This is a genomic window from Methylobacillus methanolivorans, from assembly GCF_054588515.1.
Genome location: NZ_BAAILT010000002.1, coordinates 1169954 through 1190144, shown reverse-complemented (window position 1 = coordinate 1190144; position 20191 = coordinate 1169954). Strand labels below are relative to the sequence as shown.

Here is a 20191-nt window from a genome sequence, read left to right as displayed (position 1 = left end):
AATTCCTCAATGACAGGTTTGAGCTGAAGACGCAGATAAGGGGCTGAACAGATAGACCAGGCCCTCCAGGTTGGTATGGTTAAGCGCATACGTGGCTTTTTCTTGCACTACGGGCTTGGCATGGTAGGCCACGCCACAACCTGCGGCTGACATCATGGTCAGGTCGTTAGCACCATCGCCAATGGCGACGACTTGATCTTGCCTCAGGCCTAATTCCTGACGGAAGCGCTCGAGGTAATCTGCTTTGGCCTGGGCATCGACGATATTGCCCAGCACGCGGCCAGTCAGCTTGCCCTCGATGATTTCCAGTGAGTTGGCTTTGGCAACATCCAGGCCCAGCATGGCTTTTACGCGATCAGCAAAGAAATCAAAGCCACCTGATACCAGCATCGTCTTGATATTGTGTTGCTTGCAGGCGGAAATCCAGGCCTGGGCACCTGGTGTTAGTTGCAGGCGCTCGTCAATCACGCGTTGCAGGGCTGAGGCATCCAGGCCTTCAAGCAGGGCCACGCGTCGGCGCAGGCTTTCGGCAAATTCAATCTCGCCGCGCATCGCACTTTCGGTAATCTCGGCGACTTGCGGCTTCAAGCCTTGCATGTCGGCAATCTCGTCTATGCATTCTATGGTGATGAGCGTGGAGTCCATGTCCATTACTGCCAAGCCCAGATTATTCAGGTTGTGCAGGTCATCGACGAGGGCAATATCAATGCGCTGATCCAGGCAGAAGGCATGTAGTTCAGGCGGGATTTCGGATTGATTGGCCAGTTGGTAAGCATGCTCGCCGATCTGGATGAACTGCTGGTGGCTGGCGCTGAGGAGCTGGTGGATATGGGCCAGTTGCTGGAAGCTGATGCCTGGGCCCTGGATAACGAGGCGCATAGTCAAAACAATGTGGGAGTGAAAAATTGTTTTTCATTATACATCTGTTGCGCTATTGCCAGGCCGCCAAGCTGGCGCAAGACGGGGATTTGCGCGAAAATACGCTATTAGGTCATTACAAAAGTAAAAACATGAATTTGCATGAGTATCAGGCCAAGGCTTTGTTGCAGCGTTATGGCATTCCCGTACCGCGTAGCCAGGTGGCGGAAACCGCACAGGCAGCGATTGAAGCTGCGAGGGCGTTAGAGGGCAATGCCTGGGTAGTCAAGGCCCAGGTACATGCAGGAGGCCGCGGTAAATCGGGTGGCGTGAAAGTGGTGCGTAGCCTTGATGAGGTGCAGGATGTGGCTGTCAGCCTGCTCGGCAAACGCCTGGTGACTTACCAGAATGCCCCCGATGGCCAACCGGTAGAAAAAGTGCTGGTCGAGGAAACCTTGCCGATCGCCCGCGAGCTTTACCTATCTATGCTGGTGGATCGCTCATTGGAGCGTATCGTGCTGGTGGCCTCCGAAGCGGGTGGCATGGATATCGAGGAAATTGCCCAGCACAGCCCAGAGAAGATTCTGCAAGAAGTCTGTGACCCTCTGAATGGCTTGGTAGATTACCAAGCACGCAATATTGCCTTTGCCTTGGGTTTGGCGGGCGACCAGATTGCCGCTTTCACGCGACTGGCCAAGGGCTTGTACCGCTTATTCAAGGAAAACGACCTCGCCCTGCTGGAGATTAATCCGTTGATCGTCACTGCTGAGGGTGCCCTGATGGCGCTGGATTGCAAGATGAGCGTAGATGACAACGCCTTGTATCGTCGCCGCGAACTGGCGGAACAGCGTGACTGGAGTCAGGACGATGCCAAGGAGGCAGAGGCACACAATGCTGGCCTCAATTACATCGCGCTCAACGGCAACATCGGCTGTATGGTGAATGGCGCAGGCTTGGCCATGGCCACCATGGACTTAATCAAGCTGCACGGTGGCGCACCCGCCAATTTTCTTGATGTGGGTGGCGGGGCCACTGCAACAACGGTCGCGCGTGCTTTCAAGATCATTCTTGCCGACCCTAACGTCAAGGCCATCCTGGTCAATATCTTTGGCGGCATCATGCGCTGCGACATTATTGCCGAGGGCATTATTACCGCAGTGAAGGAAGTGGGTATTGAAATTCCTGTCGTGGTACGCCTGGAAGGTACCAACGTGGAGCTGGGTCGCAAGATGTTGAGCGAAAGCGGTTTATCGATTATTTCTGCAGCCGGCCTTACCGATGCCGCGCAGCAGGCAGTAGCAGCAGTGAAGGCATAATCATGGCAATATTGGTCAACAATAATACCAAGGTGCTTTGCCAGGGCTTTACCGGCAAGCAGGGCACATTCCACTCCGAACAGGCGCTGGCCTACGGTACCAAGATGGTAGGCGGCGTAACGCCAGGCAAAGGGGGGCAACGCCATCTCGACTTGCCTGTGTTCAATACCATGCGCGCTGCGGTGAGCGAAACCGCGGCCAATGCCTCGGTGATCTATGTGCCACCTGCATTTGCTGCCGATTCTATTCTGGAAGCCTGTGATGCTGGCATCGAGTTGATCGTCTGTATCACTGAAGGCATCCCAGTGCTGGATATGCTCAATGTCAAGGCAGCGCTCAAGGCCAATGGTGCACGCCTGGTCGGCCCCAATTGCCCTGGCGTCATTACGCCGGATGAGTGCAAGATAGGCATTATGCCCGGTAGTATTCACTTGCGTGGCAAGGTAGGCATCGTCTCGCGTTCCGGTACCTTGACTTATGAAGCTGTGCACCAGACTACCGCTCTCGGATTGGGGCAATCTACCTGTGTAGGCATAGGTGGGGACCCCATTCGCGGCATGAACTTTATCGATTGTCTTGAGCTGTTCCAGGCTGACCCTGAAACCGAAGCCATTATCATGGTGGGCGAGATTGGTGGTAGTGATGAAGAGGCCGCTGCTGAATATATCAAGCAATACGTCACCAAGCCGGTGGCAGGCTACATTGCTGGCCAAACGGCACCAGCAGGTAAGCGTATGGGTCATGCAGGCGCGATCATCTCCGGTGGTAGTGGCAAGGCTGAGGACAAGATCAGGGCGCTGGAGCAAGCGGGCGTGGTAGTGGCAAGCTCGCCAGCTGGGCTTGGTGAGGCAGTACAAGCTGCCATCAAGGCCAAGCAGTAAATATCAAGTGGGTAATAGGGTTCATTTATCAGCCATGGAAATTTCTATGTTGCGTCGTTTAACTGCTGTCGTGCTGTGTAGTGCATTGCTTAGCGTGGTGGCAATACCCGCCATGGCACAAGACCAGGTGCCTTATCTGCTGACGGTGTCGTCCAAGGGTGATCTGGCTACGGTCAAGTCTCTCCTCAGTAGCGGAGTGGACCCTAACACCAAGGATGCTGAGGGGATCACGGCCCTGATGTATGCCACACGCAAGGACAAGGCCGATGTGGCCCGTGCACTGTTGGAAAAAGGTGCTGACGTCAACGCCAAGGATGCAGGCGGATGGACGGCCCTCATGTTTGCTGCTAAGAAAAACTTTGTGGCGACAGCCAAGGTGTTGCTGGAGCATGGAGCAGATGCCAAGGTGCGCGATGAATCCGGCTGGAGCGCTTTGGGCATGGCGGCAACCTCGGGCTATAGTGAAATGGTGGGTCTATTGGTGCAGCGTGGGATAGACCCCAGCAGCAAGAGTGACGACGGCAAGAGTATTCTCATGTATGCCGCAAGACATGGCGACATTGAAACGATCAAGACTTTGCTTGATCAAGGCGCTGACATTGCTGCCCGGGATCGCTTTGGCTTGACGGCGTTGATGTATGCTGCGCGTGAAGGCAATGCCGAGGCTACCTCGCTGCTGCTAGAAAGAGGCGCCAAGATAGATGCGCAGGACAAGACCAAGTGGACTGCACTTTCCTGGGCGGTAAAGAAATCCCAAATCGCCTCATCCAAGGTGCTACTCGACAAGGGTGCCGATGTTAACCACAAGGATTCTGAAGGCACGCCCATCCTGCAATATGCTGTTACTGATGGCAATGTTGATCTGGTTAAGCTGTTGTTGGATAGCGGGGCAGATGTGAAGGTGAGGGATCAATATGGCCTGACTGCATTGGTGTATGCCTTGAAGGGTAAGAAACCCGAGATCGTGCAACTGATCAAGGATGCTGGCGGTAGCTATTAACGTGCAGCTATATCGGAAGTTATTTCTTGCCGGGTCACGCGTGAAATGAAGATCGCGATCGCGCAAATTAATGCCACGGCTGGCGATCTCAAGGGCAATACGGCCAAGATTATTGAGCAGGCCCAGCATGCACAATCGGCTGGTGCAACCTTGTTGTTGTGTCCTGAATTAGTATTGTCTGGATACTCCCCCGAGGATTTGTTGCTGCGTGATGATTTTAACCTTGCGTGCGATCGCGCATTGTACGCCTTGGCGCGCGAGCTACCCGGCGAACTGACGGTGATAGTGGGGCATCCGCGCAAATATCTGGGCAATCGCTATAACGCTGCCTCCGTGTTGCAGGCTGGACAAGTACGCCAGACCTACCACAAGGAGTTATTGCCGAATGATAGTGTGTTTGACGAGGTGCGCTATTTCAGTGAAGGTAGCCAGCCTTTAGTGATTAATCACCAGGGCTGCAAGCTGGGCATTGTGATTTGTGCCGATGTCTGGGCTCCCGAGCCCGCCCGGCGTGCTCGCGATGCGGGCGCAGAGGTGCTGCTGGTATTGAACGCCTCTCCCTATCACATCAACAAGCAGCATGAGCGCCATGCCGTGGTGCGTGATCGTATCCGTGAAACCGGCTTGCCTGTCGTCTATGCCAACCTAGTGGGCGGGCAGGATGAGCTGGTGTTCGATGGTGCATCGTTCGTCATGAATGACGAAGGAGCCTTGGTGCAGCAATTGCCTTCTTTTGAAGAGATGCTGGGCATGGTGTCCTTTAGTCATGGAGCGCCAGAGCGCGCTGAGATTCATCCAGTCCCGGAGCTGGAAGACGCAGTTTACAAGGCACTGAGCCTGGGCTTCCGCGACTATGTGTTGAAAAACAATTTCCCCGGTGTGCTGCTGGGTTTGTCCGGAGGCATTGATTCTGCCCTGACCTTGGCGATTGCTGTGGATGCCTTGGGTGCCGATAAGGTGCAGGCCGTCATGATGCCTTCCGAGTTTACTGCCTCGATTAGCCTGGAAGATGCCAGGGCAATGGCGTCAGCCCTCAATGTGCGATATAGCGAAATTGCCATTGGGCCGGTATTCGAGTCTTTCTGCATGGCGTTGGCTCCGGAGTTTGCGGGTAAGTCTTTCGACACTGCCGAGGAAAACCTGCAGGCACGTGTGCGAGGCACATTGTTGATGGCGATCTCCAACAAGTTTGGCAATATGGTCGTGACCACAGGTAACAAGAGCGAGACTGCAGTAGGCTATTCGACACTATATGGTGATATGGCTGGGGGCTTTGCCTTGCTCAAGGATGTCTCCAAGACGCTGGTGTACCAGCTCGCCAAATACCGTAATCAGATCAGCCCGGTGATTCCTGAGCGTATCATTGTGCGACCACCCTCTGCCGAGTTGCGACATGGACAGACAGACCAGGAAAGCTTGCCGGATTATGCGGTACTGGATGGCATCATGGAGGCGTATGTCGAACACGATAAGAGCTGGGAGGATATTCTGGCGTTAGGTTATCGAGAGCAGGACGTACTGCGGGTGACGCGATTGATAGACCGCAATGAATACAAGCGTCGCCAGGCCCCAGTCGGAGTCCGGGTGACGCAGCGTGGATTTGGCAAGGACAGGCGCTATCCATTGACGAATCGATATGTGTTCAATGAGATAGCGTGAAGATGGAACCAATATTAGGAGAAGGAGCGAGTTATGAAAAAAATTGAGGCAGTCATCAAACCATTCAAGCTAGATGAAGTGCGTGAAGCACTGTCTGAAATCGGCGCAAACGGTCTCACCGTGACCGAGGTTAAGGGTTTTGGGCGCCAGAAAGGCCATACCGAGCTATATCGCGGTGCCGAGTATGTCGTGGATTTCCTGCCCAAAATCAAGGTTGAATTGGTTGTGACCGACGATGTGGTTGATGCTGCGGTTGAGGCCATCATCAAGGCTGCCCGCACTGGCAAGATTGGTGATGGCAAGATTTTTGTCACGCCAGTAGAGCAGATCATCCGCATTCGCACTGGTGAGACAGACGAAGCCGCGATCTAGACGGAGAGTGCCTGATGCCAGTCTTGTTGAAGACGATCTTGCTATTGAGCGTGTCCAACGTGTTCATGACGTTTGCCTGGTATGCCCATCTCAAGAATCTCAACGACAAGCCTTGGTATATCGCCGCTTTCCTGAGCTGGGGGATTGCGTTGGTCGAATACCTGTTTCAAGTGCCGGCCAACCGCATCGGTTATACGGCGCTTAGCTTACCCCAACTCAAGATATTGCAGGAGGTGATCTCCTTGACCGTCTTCCTGCCATTTGCCATGTTTTACATGCAGCAGCCGATCAAGCTGGATTTTCTCTGGGCTGGCTTGTGCCTGGTGGGTGCTGTTTATTTCATGTTCCGCTCGATGTGAGTGTTGAGGAGAGAAAAAGTGATCAAGATCAATCGCCTGCTGCACACCGGCATTATTGTCGCTGATATCGCTCGCTCCCGTGCATTTTACGAAGGCCTGCTTGGCTTGGTGCCGAGTGACAAGCGCCCTGCCATGAACTTCGAGGGTGTTTGGTATGACATTGGCCTTAACCAGCTTCACCTCATGGTGGTGCCCAACCCCTACGCAGATGCCGAACTACCTGCCCATGGTGGGCGCGACTATCATGTGGCCTTTGCCGTGGATGACGTAATGCCTATCAAGCAGGCACTCGACGAGGCTGGTGTGGAGTACAGCATGAGCATGTCCGGACGTGCAGCCCTGTTCTGTCGTGACCCTGATGGTAATGCCCTGGAGTTTTCTGCGGTAAAAATGGATTAGTCACTGGATTGTCACTGACATTCCTACGCCCGAATGGCGGACTATATTGGTGACGAATAAAAAAAGCCTGGCATGTTGTACATGCCAGGCTTTTTAGTATGCACATTGAGCAGAAGTTAATGCTGCGACTTTTTCTCCTGCTGGCGATTGAGTAGCATGCCAGCCACGATGAGTGCCAGCACAATGCCCTGGGCAGTCAGCGTTTGGATGGTTGGGTGAATACCGAGCAAGGGAACGCTGATGAAATGGATGCGATCAGCAGCAATGATCCCGGCTTCTTGCAGTGCTGCAATGCCATTGCCAGAGAAGACTACGGCCAGTAGTGCCAGTAGCCCGGCAGTGGTGGCGAAGAACTTGCCCAGCGGCAGGCGGATGCTGTATTTAAGGATGGCCCAGGAGATGATAGCCAGTAACACGGCTGCGGCGACAATTCCGGCAAGTACAGCACCTTGGCCTTCGGGACCCGCCTGTGACCACAGCGCCTGGTAGAACAAGATCACCTCGAACAACTCGCGGTAGACAGCGAGGAAGGAAACCCCGGCAATCGCCCACCAGGTACGCTTGTTGAGCGCTGCCTTAACGTGGCTGTTGATGAACTGTTGCCAGGCATTGGCGCTGGATTTGGTGTGCAGCCAGTAGCCAACATAGAGCAACATGGCCGCGGCAATCAGCGCGGTAATGCCCTCGGTCATTTCACGCCCTGCCCCGGAGATAGTGAGCAGGTAGCTGGCAACAAACCAGGTAGCACCACCAAGTATCACGGCAAAAATCCAGCCCAGGTGGAAGTAGGGTAGCGCGTCACGCCGCCCGGTTTTGCTGATGAATGCGCTCAGGGCAGCCAGTACCAAGATGGCTTCCAGGCCTTCGCGCAACAGAATCAGCAATGAGCTGACAAAAGCCGTGGCACCGGTGAGGCTGCCAGAGCCTAGGGTTTCATCGGCATCGTCTAGCAGCTCGTTGAGTTTTTCAATCTGTGTTTCGATGTCTGCAACGCTGGCATGGCGGGCAATAGCACTGCGCAAGTCCATCATATGGCGCTCAATGTTCAGGCGTAGCGGTTTGTCCAGATTGTCCAGGCTGTTTTCTACCAGCTCGAAACCTTCCAGATAGGCACTGATGGCATGCTGGCGTGCATTGGCCTCATCACCCTCGCGGTAAGCAGCTAGCGCTGATGCCAACCGCTCACGTGAAATATTGAGCGGGTTGCCTGCGATGGCCTTCAAGGAGGCAGGATGTGCTGCCAGATAAGCCTGAACATCAGTCAGGCCTGCCTGCTCAACTTCGGCAGGGGCTTGCATGACCAGTTGCTTGAGGTTGCCCAGCTCTGTCTTGCCGCGCCCTTGCTGCCATGATTGTTCGCCGCTCGTTTGCTGCTCGGTTGTGGAACGCAGGGTGCTCACGTAAAACGCCAGACTCCAGCGGTCTGCTTCAGGCAGTTGCGCGTACGACTGCATGGGCGTCCCATTCACACCCAGGGTGATGGTGTTGTACAAGCCGTAGATGCTGCGCATGCGCATGCGGTCCTGATCGTGGAAATTGCTCGGCTCAGGCTCCAATCCTTTGGCCAGCGGGCCATCACCGTGCCCAGTCGCACCATGACAGGCCGCACAGGTTTCACCAAATAGTTGCGCGCCACGGTTGAGGTCGGGAATGTCTTTTGGGGCTACCGTGATCTTGTAAGCCTGGATCACGGCCAGGCGCAGGTTATTGGCAGCGGCCGATACCGTCTTGCCATCGGCTTTGGCGAGGATATGCTCGCGTAGTTGTGTTGCTTGCTTCAATAAATCGGCTTGCTGGGGTAGTGCAGGTAGTTCTGCAATCAATGTGGCAGATTGCGTGGCAAATTCTAGTTGCTCTTCATACTCTTCCGGATTGAGTACTTCACCATTCTGCACAAACTCCGGGTAGTCCACGCTGACGTAATCCAGCATGTGGACTGCGGTTTGGGCTTTTTCTTCATTGGTGACAGCATAGGCAGTATGAAAACCCGCTAGCCAGATCAAACTGCCCAGTGCGAGGGCTGATAATGACCTTAACAGGCGGGAAAGAGATGTGGCTATCATGCGATCTGACCTTAATTTAATGCAAATGCGATTAATTTTATATTCTATCAACTTATCTCCAGCCAGTCCTGCCGCAATTGATCTTGTTCCGGTTTGCGTTTGTCACTGAGCGTGAGCGAGACATTGGCCAGGGCATGGTCATGTGGCTTGATACTGGTGGTCATCAATTCATCGCGGCGGAAGAAGTGCAGGTTGATCTGCTTGCGGCCACGCTTGAGTTGTTGCTTGAGGCTCTTGCTACTCGCTTTGAGCTGGTCGTGGGCAATGATGACATCTCCTGCGGCAAGGCCTGCCTGCTCTGCCGCGCTACCGCTGAAAACATGACTAATACGGGTGTCATCATTGGCTAATTGCAGGCCTAACCATTGCCGCACCGTATCGGCATCATTGGCCTTGGGCGAGGAAAAGCTGATACCGAATTTTGCCAGAAGCTTTTCCAGTGGTGGGTCTTCGCAGCCTTGCACGCAATCGCGGAACAGGGTTGATAGCTTGTCGCCACAGGTTTCTCTGATCAAGGCCTGCATACTACCTTCATCAACCAGCTGCCCTGATTGATAGCGTTGCCAGAGTGCGTGCATGACTTCGTCCAGCGAGCGGCCCTTGAGGCGTAGGCTGATATCCATTGCCAACGCAACCAGCGATCCCTTGAGGTAATAGCTGATCTGGCTGTTAGGGGTGTTCTCGTCCGGCTTGTAGAGCTTGATCCAGGTATCGAAGCTGGATTCTTCCAGTGCCTGCACTTTGCGTCCTGGGGTGCGTAGATAGCGCGTGATGTCTTTGCTTAAGGTTGCAAGGTATTCCTGCTCTGACATTAAGCTGCTGCGTACCAGGGCTAGGGTGTCGTAGTAGGCAGTGAAGCCCTCGAATACCCACAGTAGGCGGGTATACGCTTCGTGACCCAAGTCAGGGTCGGCAAATACGCTGGGACGTATGCGCTTGACGTGCCAGGCATGGAAGTACTCATGGCTGCATAGGCCGAGGAAATCCTGATACTGCTGCCTATCGTGTTCCTCATGCTTGACGGGTAGCCAGCTGCGCGGGCAGATCAGGCTAGTGGAATCCCTATGCTCCAGCCCACCGTATTGGTTATCGGCCGCAGCATAGAGCAGGAAGTCATAGTGCTGGAATGGGGCTGTGCCAAAAAAGCGGATATGGTGTTCGCATATTTTCTTGAGATCACGACTGATGGTCTTGAGGTCCGCTTCATGTTTACCAGAGACGATGAGGCGGTGCGGTACACCCATGGCCTTGAATTCGGCGATTGCCAGGGTACCGATTTCTACTGGGTAATCGATCAGTGACTGATAGCTATCGGCTTCATAAGTGCCAAAGCCGCGAGCGTTGGTTTTAAGCATAGGCAGGGTGGTAGCGATGCTCCAATCAGCATAGGCCTTGCCTGGGTGGTGAATCTCGACGCTGCACCGCTTATGCTCTTGTCCTGCAACTTGCAGAAACAGACTGCTGCCATTGAAGTAGCCGCGGCTATGGTCAAGGTAGGCAGTACGTACCGAGAGGTCATAGGCGTATACCTGATAGCGAATGACGAGTGCCCCTGGGCATGGTGCTGCGCGCCAGGTGCTTTTGTCGACTTTTGCCAGTTTGATGACTTTGCCATCGCTACTGGCCTGGATGCTGACGATATGCCGTGCAAAATCCCGCACCAGATAACTGCCCGGTAACCAGGCAGGCAGTGAAAGCTGCTGGCCTTCCGTTGCTGGCTTGGCAATGTGGCATTCAATCTCGAACAGGTGGTTTTGTGGCGTATTGAAACGCACGGCATAGTGAATATCGTGTGGCTTCATCGGCAGTCAGCTCAATCCAGTCAGTAGCAATATGAAAAAAGCCCGCCGCTGGGCGGGCTTGTTGATGGCAAGCTAGGTATTACTTGGCGATATTGGTGCCAGCCGGTGCGTCAATCTTGGCCTTGCTGCGCAAGTCGGTCAGCAGTTTTTCCAGGTTGCGCTGCTGCAATTGCTTTTGCAGGCCGTCTTTGACTTCGTCAAAAGAAGGTGGCTGGGTGGTGCGGGTATCTTCCAGCTTGATCACGTGCCAGCCAAACTGGGTTTGTACCGGAACCGTGGTGTACTTGCCTTTTTGCAGTTTGGCGACAGCATCGCTGAATGGCTTGACCATGCCAGCAGGGGCAAACCAACCCAGGTCGCCGCCTTTTTCCTGTGAGCCAGGATCCTTGGATTTTTCCTTGGCGAGCTTGGCAAAGTCGCCACCCTTGCCGAGTTGCGCAATGATGTCCTTGGCTTCAGCTTCGGTCGGTACCAGGATATGGCGTGCGCTGTATTCCTTGTCGCCCAGTTCCTGCTTGTATTTCTCGTAGGCTAGCTTGGTGTCTGCTTCGCTGACAGGGTGCTTCTTGATGTAGTCTTGCAGGAAGGTGTTGACTAGCAGTTCACGGCGGGTCAGTTCTTCCTTTGCCAGGTAGTCAGGCTGCTTGTCCAGGCCAGTGCGCTGAGCTTCCTGATAGATCAACTCGCTGCCGATCAGCTTGTTGATGATGACATTCTTCACATTGTCATCAACGGTCTGCCCGCGTGAGGAGGCTTCCTTGGCAATGTAGTCATACAGGGATTGCTTGATTGGCTTGCCGTTGACAGTGGCAACGCTGCCAGAAGTGCCAGCAGCAAAAGCAGGTTGCAGGATACCGAAAGCAACCGTGGCAATCAGGGCGCTGGTAGTGAGTTTCATGAAAATTCCTTGGCTTGTTGAAATGGATGTCATAAATGGAACTACAAACGTATCAGTCAATTGTGACAGGCAGAGGTTCATCTGCCGCAATTGCCTGGATGCTAAGGGCGTGTATTCTCTGTGGAATTAAGTCGCCCAGTATTGCATAAACCCGGCGGTGCCGCATGACTTGTGACTTGCCGCAAAACTCTGCGCTGGCAATGGTCAGGAAGAAATGACCGCCACCGTTGTTGCCCGCGTGGCCCCGGTGCTGGGCGCTATCGTCGCGGATATCCAGTATGGTAGGTGCCAGCACCGAGAGCCTGCTGCGGATTTCTTCTACCAAGGTCATGCCGGTAATGTCTTGCGAAAAGGTTTGACTGTGACAGAGGCGTAAACCCCGGCGTTCACGAAAGGGTCGGCATTGGCCCAAGATTGTGCTGCCTCCAGGCTGTCAAACTCAGCTACGATCAGGCTGCCGGTAAAGCCGGCCGTGCCTGGGTCATTACTGTCGATGGCGGGGAAAGGTCCAGCCAGCATTAGGCGGCCTGCATGTTGTAATGCCTGCAAGCGTTCAAGGTGGGGAGGGCGGGCAGCTAGGCGCTTTTCCAGGCTGTTAGGCGCATCTTCCGCAATGATGGCGTACCACATATTATTTATCCTGTTCGGTGATGTGCTTGTTGAGCAGCAGGGTCTGGCCGATGACGAATACAAACATCAAGCCCATGGTGCCAAACAGCTTGAAATCTACCCAGAGGTCCGTGGAGTAATTGAATGCAACATACAAGTTGAGAAAGCCCAGTGCCAGGAAGAACAAGGCCCAGGCCAGGTTTAGCCGGTTCCAAATGGGGTCTGGCATGGCAACCTGTTTTTCCATCAGGCTGCGGATCAGGTTGCGCTTGAATAGCCATTGGCTACCGAGTAAGCCGACAGTGAATACCCAATAGAGGATAGTGGGTTTCCACTTGATAAAGCTTTCATCGTGCAGCCATAAGGTTGCGCCACCAAATACCACGATGATGACACCGCTGACGATCAGGGCATTATCGACTTTGCCAGTCTTGACCTTGGCCCAGATGATCTGCGCAATGGTGGCGACGATGGCGGCAGTCGTGGCTTCATAGATGCCAAACAGCTTGTAGATGATGAAAAACAGGATGACAGGGAATAAGTCGTAGAGAAACTTCATGTGTTGTCCGCAGGCCGTGCGCTAGGATAGGTTTTAAGTTGATGCGGTATTTTGCTATGATTCGGCAAGACTAACAAGCTGTACTACCAACCCGCCCCCATGCCCTCCCTGATCGACTTGCATAGTCACTCCACGGTTTCTGATGGATTACTCGCACCAGAGGCGTTGGTAACGCATGCCGCTGCACAAGGAGTGAAGGTATTATCCCTGACAGATCATGATGATACGGCGGGGTTGGCCGTGGCTGCAAAGGTGGCAGCCGAACACGGCATGCAGTTTATCAATGGCGTGGAAATTTCTGTTACCTGGCGCAGGCGTACTATCCATGTTGTTGGCCTGCGCGTTGATCCCCTTTATGCGCCGCTGCATGATGGGCTTGAAAAAATTCGTGCCGGACGCCATCTACGTGCAGTAGGAATCGCAGCCAGCCTGGAGAAGTTTGGCATCACCGGTAGCCTGGAAGGCGCCTATGCTCATGCCCAGCAGGGCATCATCAGTCGTGCGCATTTTGCGCGTTATCTCATCGAGCAGGGGTATGCCTCTAATATGAAAAGCATATTCAAGCGCTACTTGATCAAAGGCAAGCCCGGCTACTTTGAACATCACTGGGCTGAGCTTGAGGACGTAATCAACTGGATTAACGGTAGTGGCGGGGTGGCAGTGCTGGCACATCCTGGTCGTTATGACATAGGCCGTAGCAATATGCTGCTGTTGCTGGAAGAGTTTCGCAACTTGGGTGGCGCGGCGATTGAAGTCGTCACCGGCAGCCATACGGTTGATCAATTCCAGGAGTACGCCAAGCTGGCTCATATGTTTGGTCTCCAATCTTCCATGGGTTCGGATTACCACGGGCCGGGCCATGGCTATATTGAAATGGGTCGGCTGCCCGATTTGCCGCGCGGTTGCATCCCGGTCTGGCAGGATTGGCCGGAAACCCAATCGCTTAACAGTTAACGATGGAGTCAATTTGGCGCAATATTTTGTGATTCACCCTGACAACCCGCAGACGCGCTTGATCAATCAGGCGGTTGCCATCCTGCGCGATGGTGGCGTGATTGCTTACCCTACTGACTCTAGCTATGCGCTGGGTTGCATATTGGGCAATAAGGAAGCTCAAGATCGCATCCGCGCCATTCGTGGTGTGGACGATAGCCATCATTTCACCCTGGTATGCCGCAATCTGGCTGAGCTGGCGACCTATGCCCAGGTGGATAATAGCCAGTTCCGCCTGCTCAAGGCTAATACTCCAGGGCAGTACACCTTTATTCTCAAGGCCACACGCGAAGTCCCGCGCCGTTTGCAGCATCCAAAGCGTAGTACTGTAGGCCTGCGCGTGCCGCAAAATGCCGTGACCCTGGCACTGTTGGAAGAGTTGAACGAGCCGATGTTGAGCATGACACTACAACTGCCAGGAGAAGAAGCCCCGCTCAATGAAGCCTGGGAAATCCGTGATCAACTGGAGCACCAAGTTGAGTTGGTGATTGATGCTGGTGCGTGCTCGATCGAGCCTACTACGGTGATCGACCTGACGGCGGAAAGCCCCAGCCTGATCCGCCTGGGTGCAGGCGATCCCGCACCGTTCGGGCTGGAGGCATGATGGAACTCACCTTGATCCAGAAAATTGCGATCTATGCCTTGCCGGTGATTTTTGCGATTACCGTACATGAGGCTGCGCACGGATATATTGCGCGTTATTTTGGCGATACCACGGCTGAAAGCCTGGGTCGCATTACGCTCAACCCGATCAAGCATATCGACCCGATAGGTACCATCCTGGTGCCCGCGTTGCTGGTGCTTTCTGGGACAGGATTCTTGTTCGGCTGGGCCAAGCCGGTACCGGTGGATTTTTCGCGTTTGCGTAATCCCAAGCGCGATATGCGCTGGGTGGCTGCTGCCGGGCCTGCATCTAATTTTCTTATGGCGATTTTCTGGGCCGTGGTATACAAGTTTTCTGCCATGGCAGGGGATTTTGCTGTGCCGCTCGCCCTCATGGGGCAAGCTGGTATCCTGGTCAATGTTGTGCTCATGGTGCTCAACCTCCTGCCGTTGCCTCCCTTGGATGGTGGCCGCATTGCGGTCAGCTTGATGCCTAACCAGATGGCCTACAAGTTTGCCCAGGTGGAGCGCTACGGTTTCATCATTCTGCTGGTATTGATGTTCACTGGCATCCTGTCCAAGATCATGATGCCGTTCATCCTGGTCTTGCTAGCCATGTTCGGCGGTATTTTCGGTTGAGTCAGCCAGGGGCGCGCATGGCGGTGAAGAGAGCTGACGTGCTGCAGTTGATCATGTGTCGGCAAGCGCGAAGCTGAGGCCATCGTGGCGACCCAACTTGCATTCGATGTACGCATCTATGGCGAACAGCTAGAGACTATCCCGCAAGACCTCTACATTCCCCCTGATGCGCTTGAGGTCTATTTAGAGGCTTTTGAAGGCCCGTTGGATTTGCTGCTGTATCTGATACGCAAGCATAACCTTGATATTCTTGATATTCCCATGGCGCAGTTGACCAAGCAATACATGGATTACGTCGAGAAAATGCGCGAAAACAAGCTGGAGTTGGCGGCAGAATACTTACTGATGTCGGCCATGCTGATCGAGATCAAGTCGCGCATGCTGCTGCCCAAGCCGGAAAGCATAGAGCAAGAAGAAGACCCACGTGCTGAATTGGTGCGTCGCTTGATGGAGTATGAGGCGATCAAGCTGGCTGCCGAGCGCCTGGATACCTTGCCCGTGGCAGGTCGGGAAATCCAGGTGGCACGAGCCTATTATGAGCACATTGCTGACACAAGCTGGCCGGAGGTCAGTTTCGATGAGCTGATGGCGGCTTGGCAATCGGTGCTGAAGCGTGCCAGCCATTTTCAGCACCACAAAGTTGGCCGGGCCGAACTTTCAGTACGCGAGCATATGAGCTTGGTATTGCGCCGTTTGCAGCAGGAATCACTACTGGAGTTTACGGCGCTCTTTGATGTTGTACATGATGGACTACCCAAGCTAGTGGTGTTTTTTCTCGCCATTCTTGAGTTGGCGCGTGAGGGTCTAGTGCGTATTACGCAGCAGCAAGCTTTCAGCCCGATTTATTTGCAGGCAGCCGATGTGCCATTGATGAGCGCCAATTAAGCCATGAGTGAAGCGCAAAGTATTCATGAAATGAAGCAAGTGCTGGAGGCAGTGCTGCTGACGGCGGGTGAGCCTCTTTCTCTGGAGGTGCTGTTGCGTCCTTTCGAGGGCCGCATGGAACGTGCCACCTTGCGTATGCTGTTGGATGAACTGCGTCAGGAGTGGCAGGGGCGCAGTATGGAGCTGGTCCAGGTTGCCAGCGGCTGGCGCTTCCAGGCGCGTGCTGATCTTGCGCCATTCATCGCTCGCCTCAGTCCTGAGCGCCCCATGCGCTATTCGCGCGCGGCACTGGAAACACTCGCAATTATTGCCTACCGTCAGCCGGTGACGCGTGGTGATATTGAAGAAATCCGTGGTGTGGCGGTCAACCCCAATATCATGCGCCAGTTTATTGAGCGCAACTGGATTGATGTTGTCGGGCAGCGCGACGTGCCTGGGCGGCCTTCGCTTTACGCCACGACCAAGACTTTTCTCGATGATCTTGGCTTGCGCTCCTTGTCCGAGTTACCGCCTATCCAGCATTTTATCCAGCAAGAAATTCCACTCGATATTGCTTAATATGAACTAGCCGGGCGGAATAGGGGTGCTCTGGCTTATAATATAGGCAATATTCTCAAGGTTGACCTCATGGCCCGTCCGTTCAAGCAACAACGCAATCCCCGCAATACCTCTCCTGCCAAGCCTGTGGCGGTTGATCCTGATGCCGTGCCACAAAGGCTACATAAACTATTGGCGTTGGCGGGGTTCGGCTCGCGTCGCGAAATGGAAAATCTGGTTGCCAGCGGGCGTATCACCATCAATGGCAAGACTGCCGAGGTGGGTGCCAGTGTAGTGCCTAGCGATGTAGTACGACTGGATAGCCGTCCATTGCATCTGCCATTCGAGCCTGAGTTGCCGCAGGTTTTGCTTTATCACAAGCCAGAAGGCGAAATCGTGAGCCAGGATGACCCTGAAAAGCGTGCTTCCGTATTTGATAAATTGCCGCGCATCCGCAATGGCAAATGGATCGCGATTGGCCGTCTAGACATGAACACCTCCGGCTTGTTGATTTTTACCACTTCAGGCGAGTTGGCAAACCGCTTTATGCATCCGCGTTATGAGGTGGAACGTGAGTACGCCGTGCGTATTTTCGGTGAGTTGACCGATGGCGAGATGGCACAGCTTACCTATGGCATTGAGCTGGATGATGGCCCAGCCAATTTTGACAGCATCCGCGCGCAAGGCGGCGAGGGTGCCAACCACTGGTATGAAGTGATTCTGCGCGAAGGTCGCAACCGTGAAGTGCGACGCTTGTTCGAGGCGTTCCAGAAGCCGGTGAGTCGTTTGATTCGCGTTCGCTTTGGACCAGTAAATTTGCCACCACGCCTCAAGCGTGGGCAAATGCTGCATTTGGGCGTAAAAGAAGTCACTGGCTTAATGGAGTGGGCAGAGCTTGCTGTCCCTAAAGGCCCACCGCGTCAGCTTTCCGCTCGAGAGAAGGAAAAACTAGGCTCGGTCTTCACGCCCAAGGCAAAAAAATCACGCTTTGATGCTGAGGCAGGCCTGGAAAGTCGTGGCCCTAGACGAGTCACGAAAACCCGAGAAGAGGGAATGCGTCAGGATATAGAAAAGCAGCAATCGGGACGCCGCGCACGTTCTTCCCAGGCTGCTGAGCCAGCTGAGATGCAGCGTCCTGCCAGGCAGCCCAAGCAGGCAACCAAACCAGCACGCAAACCTGCCAATCGCCGTATTAGGCAAGCTACAGATATATCAGCATCTAGTAAAATACGACGCAGTAAAAAGAGCTAGTTGAGTGTTAACTTGTATTGTTTATAGTTTGAATCTCAGTGGAATTTGCTGGGAATCTGCTGCATAGTGCAAGTTGGGATTGGTAACTGTGATATTCAAATCATGAACAAGAAAAATCTCTCTGAAAGAGATATTTGCACCAAGTTCATCACGCCGGCTCTGGAAAAATCCGGATGGGACGTTCTAACGCAGGTACGCGAAGAGTTCCTGTTGACCAAGGGGCGTATCATCGTGCGCGGCAAACTGCACACGCGTGGTCAGCACAAGCGCGCCGACTATGTGCTGTTCCACAAGCCCAACCTGCCCATTGCCGTCATCGAAGCCAAGGACAACAAGCATGCAATCGGCTCTGGCATGCAACAGGCCCTCGGCTATGCCGAAATGCTGCAAGTGCCTTTCGTGTTCAGTAGCAATGGAGATGGCTTCCTGTTCCACAACAAGATCGCCAAGGACGGTGTTATCGAGCGCGAACTGAGCCTGGATGAATTCCCCAGTGCCGATACGCTGTGGCAATGGTGGGCAGAGCATCAGGGGCTGAGCACGCAGCAACAGGCCCTGGTAGCCCAGGACTACTACAGCGATGGCAGCAACAAGACGCCCCGTTACTACCAATTACTCGCCATCAACAAGACCATCGAGGCGATTGCCAAAGAGCAGAAGCGCATTCTGCTGGTGATGGCCACGGGCACAGGCAAGACCTATACCGCCTTCCAGATCATCTGGCGGCTGTGGAAGTCGCGGGCCAAGAAACGCATCCTGTTCCTAGCTGACCGCAACATTCTGGTCGATCAGACCATGACCAACGACTTCAAGCCGTTCGGCGCAGCGATGACCAAGATCCAGAAGCGGCAGGCCAATAAGTCCTATGAAATCTACCTGTCGCTTTACCAGGCCGTCACAGGTAACGAAGAAGAACGGAACATCTACAAGCAGTTCAGCCCGGAATTCTTCGATCTGATCGTGATCGACGAATGCCACCGGGGCAGCGCCGCCGAAGATTCGGCCTGGCGCGAGATTCTGACGTATTTTCACTCCGCCACACAGATCGGCCTGACCGCGACGCCCAAGGAAACCAAGGACGTATCCAACATCGACTACTTCGGCGAGCCCATTTACACCTACTCGCTACGCCAGGGCATCGATGATGGCTTTCTGGCACCCTACAAGGTGGTGCGTATCGACCTGGATAAAGACCTGACCGGCTGGCGTCCCGACAAGGGCATGCTCGACAAGCACGGCAACGAGATCGAAGACCGTATCTACAACCAGCGCGATTTCGACAAGACGCTGGTGCTGGAACAGCGCACGCGCGTGGTGGCGCGCAAGATCAGTGAATACCTGAAAGCCAGCAATCGCTTCGACAAGACCATCGTCTTCTGCGACAACATCGACCATGCCGAGCGCATGCGCCAGGCGCTGGTCAATGAAAATGCCGACTTGGTAGCGCAGAACCACCGCTATGTCGTGCGCATCACCGGCGACAACGAAGAAGGCAAGATGGAGTTGGACAACTTCATCTTCCCGGAAAGCAAATACCCCGTCATCGCGACCACTTCCAAGCTGATGACCACGGGCGTCGATGCCCAGACCTGCAAGCTCATCGTGCTGGATCAGCGCATCCAGTCCATGACTGAATTCAAACAGATTATCGGTCGCGGAACGCGCATCAACGAAGACTTCGACAAGTACTGGTTCACCATCCTCGACTTCAAGAAAGCGACCGAACTGTTCGCCGATCCGGCTTTCGACGGCGATCCCGTGCAAATCTATGAGCCAGGCCCAGGCGAGCCACCGCTTCCTCCTGATGAGGAAGGTGAGGAGACGTCGCCTGACGATGAACTCACCTATCCCACGCCTGACGACAACCCCACGTCCCCCGGCGGCGTAGCCGAACCGCTGCCAGGCGAGGAAGGCAGCAGCGTGCGCCGTTACGTTGTCGCCAATGTCGAGGTCAAGATGGTGGCCGAGCGGGTGCAGTACTTCGACGCCAGCGGCAAACTGATCACCGAGTCCCTGAAGGACTACACCCGCAACACCCTGGCCAAGGAGTTCGCATCGCTCGACGAATTCCTGCGCCATTGGAGCAAGGCCGAGAAGAAGCAGGCCATCATCGACGAGCTGGCCCATCAAGGCATCTTCTTCGAGGCTTTGGCCGACGAGGTGGACAAGCAAGCCGGCAAGGATTTCGACCCCTTCGATCTGCTGTGCCACGTGGCCTGGGATCAACCCCCTCTCACGCGCAAGGAGCGGGCCGAGCAGGTCAAGAGGCGCCATTACTTCGCCAAGTACGGCGAGCAGGCGCAGAAGGTACTCGAAGCCCTGCTCGACAAGTATGCCGACGAAGGCGTGGCCGCCATCGAGGAAACGCAAATCCTCGCCATCGCTCCCTTCAACCGCTTGGGCACACCGATCGAACTGGTACGTGCCTTTGGCGGCAAGACCCAATACCAACAGGCCGTTGGCGAGCTCGAGCGTGAGCTCTACCGCGCCTGACCAGAACTAGTCCCA

At 54.5% G+C, this 20191-nt stretch carries 21 protein-coding genes; 14 read left to right on the top strand and 7 right to left on the bottom strand.

Annotated elements, in window-relative coordinates:
- Positions 1–6: 6 nt before the first annotated feature.
- Complete coding sequence (gene serB / locus LG202_RS06865) at positions 7–879, bottom strand: phosphoserine phosphatase SerB (RefSeq protein WP_230347650.1); 873 nt, start codon at positions 877–879, stop codon at positions 7–9.
- Positions 880–1010: 131 nt separating this feature from the next.
- Between serB and sucC the strand changes: the two genes are divergently transcribed.
- Genes sucC through LG202_RS06830 form a run of 7 tightly spaced genes read left to right on the top strand, consistent with a single transcriptional unit; the run spans position 1011 to position 6844 of the window.
- The gene (gene sucC / locus LG202_RS06860; RefSeq protein ID WP_230348062.1) at positions 1011–2174 is read left to right on the top strand and encodes an ADP-forming succinate--CoA ligase subunit beta; all 1164 of its coding nucleotides are present in this window, start codon (positions 1011–1013) and stop codon (positions 2172–2174) included.
- A gap of 2 nt (positions 2175–2176) precedes the next feature.
- Positions 2177–3055, top strand: a complete 879-nt coding sequence (gene sucD / locus LG202_RS06855; protein WP_230347649.1) for a succinate--CoA ligase subunit alpha — start codon at positions 2177–2179, stop codon at positions 3053–3055.
- A gap of 46 nt (positions 3056–3101) precedes the next feature.
- Entirely contained in the window at positions 3102–4055 is a 954-nt protein-coding gene (locus LG202_RS06850) for an ankyrin repeat domain-containing protein (protein WP_459724538.1), read from the top strand.
- A 45-nt stretch (positions 4056–4100) separates the two neighbouring features.
- Positions 4101–5714, top strand: coding sequence for an NAD+ synthase (locus LG202_RS06845; RefSeq protein ID WP_230347647.1), 1614 nt, complete (start codon positions 4101–4103; stop codon positions 5712–5714).
- Positions 5715–5747: 33 nt separating this feature from the next.
- Positions 5748–6086 carry a P-II family nitrogen regulator gene (locus tag LG202_RS06840; RefSeq protein ID WP_230347646.1) on the top strand — a complete coding sequence of 113 codons (339 nt, stop codon included), beginning with the start codon at positions 5748–5750 and terminating at the stop codon, positions 6084–6086.
- A gap of 14 nt (positions 6087–6100) precedes the next feature.
- Positions 6101–6445, top strand: coding sequence for a DMT family protein (locus LG202_RS06835; RefSeq protein WP_230347645.1), 345 nt, complete (start codon positions 6101–6103; stop codon positions 6443–6445).
- Positions 6446–6463: 18 nt separating this feature from the next.
- A complete protein-coding gene (locus LG202_RS06830; protein ID WP_230347644.1) occupies positions 6464–6844 on the top strand; it encodes a VOC family protein in 381 nt (126 codons plus the stop codon).
- A gap of 116 nt (positions 6845–6960) precedes the next feature.
- Here LG202_RS06830 and LG202_RS06825 read toward each other — a convergent pair whose 3' ends face one another.
- From LG202_RS06825 to LG202_RS06800, 6 genes are all read right to left on the bottom strand, one after another.
- On the bottom strand, positions 6961–8907 hold the full coding sequence (locus LG202_RS06825) for an FTR1 family protein (RefSeq protein WP_230347643.1): 1947 nt from the start codon (positions 8905–8907) through the stop codon (positions 6961–6963).
- A 47-nt stretch (positions 8908–8954) separates the two neighbouring features.
- Entirely contained in the window at positions 8955–10709 is a 1755-nt protein-coding gene (locus LG202_RS06820; RefSeq protein ID WP_230347642.1) for a M61 family metallopeptidase, read from the bottom strand.
- Positions 10710–10788: 79 nt separating this feature from the next.
- Entirely contained in the window at positions 10789–11640 is an 852-nt protein-coding gene (locus LG202_RS06815; RefSeq protein WP_268867572.1) for a peptidylprolyl isomerase, read from the bottom strand.
- A 19-nt stretch (positions 11641–11659) separates the two neighbouring features.
- Positions 11660–11938 (bottom strand): BolA family protein, encoded by a 279-nt coding sequence (locus LG202_RS06810; protein ID WP_230347640.1) that lies wholly within the window; start codon positions 11936–11938, stop codon positions 11660–11662.
- Positions 11935–12237: a YciI family protein gene (locus LG202_RS06805; RefSeq protein ID WP_230347639.1), complete on the bottom strand. Its 303-nt coding sequence runs from the start codon at positions 12235–12237 to the stop codon at positions 11935–11937. The genes LG202_RS06810 and LG202_RS06805 overlap by 4 nt, the downstream gene beginning before the upstream one ends.
- Before the next feature lies 1 nt (position 12238).
- The gene (locus LG202_RS06800) at positions 12239–12775 is read right to left on the bottom strand and encodes a septation protein A (RefSeq protein WP_230347638.1); all 537 of its coding nucleotides are present in this window, start codon (positions 12773–12775) and stop codon (positions 12239–12241) included.
- Positions 12776–12874: 99 nt separating this feature from the next.
- On the opposite strand from LG202_RS06800, the gene LG202_RS06795 reads away from it, so the two are divergent.
- The 7 genes from LG202_RS06795 (at position 12875) to hsdR (ending at position 20176) form a co-directional block, all read left to right on the top strand.
- On the top strand, positions 12875–13729 hold the full coding sequence (locus LG202_RS06795; RefSeq protein WP_230347637.1) for a 3',5'-nucleoside bisphosphate phosphatase: 855 nt from the start codon (positions 12875–12877) through the stop codon (positions 13727–13729).
- Positions 13730–13742: 13 nt separating this feature from the next.
- A complete protein-coding gene (locus tag LG202_RS06790; RefSeq protein ID WP_230347636.1) occupies positions 13743–14372 on the top strand; it encodes an L-threonylcarbamoyladenylate synthase in 630 nt (209 codons plus the stop codon).
- Positions 14372–15010, top strand: a complete 639-nt coding sequence (locus LG202_RS06785; RefSeq protein ID WP_230348061.1) for a site-2 protease family protein — start codon at positions 14372–14374, stop codon at positions 15008–15010. Before LG202_RS06790 ends, LG202_RS06785 begins: the two co-directional genes overlap by 1 nt.
- Positions 15011–15094: 84 nt before the next feature.
- On the top strand, positions 15095–15895 hold the full coding sequence (locus tag LG202_RS06780; RefSeq protein ID WP_230347635.1) for a segregation and condensation protein A: 801 nt from the start codon (positions 15095–15097) through the stop codon (positions 15893–15895).
- 3 nt (positions 15896–15898) lie between these two features.
- Positions 15899–16453 (top strand): SMC-Scp complex subunit ScpB, encoded by a 555-nt coding sequence (gene scpB, locus LG202_RS06775; RefSeq protein ID WP_230347634.1) that lies wholly within the window; start codon positions 15899–15901, stop codon positions 16451–16453.
- A 69-nt stretch (positions 16454–16522) separates the two neighbouring features.
- The gene (locus LG202_RS06770) at positions 16523–17683 is read left to right on the top strand and encodes a pseudouridine synthase (RefSeq protein WP_230347633.1); all 1161 of its coding nucleotides are present in this window, start codon (positions 16523–16525) and stop codon (positions 17681–17683) included.
- A gap of 99 nt (positions 17684–17782) precedes the next feature.
- Positions 17783–20176, top strand: coding sequence for an EcoAI/FtnUII family type I restriction enzme subunit R (hsdR, locus tag LG202_RS06765; RefSeq protein WP_459724663.1), 2394 nt, complete (start codon positions 17783–17785; stop codon positions 20174–20176).
- Positions 20177–20191 lie beyond the last annotated feature (15 nt).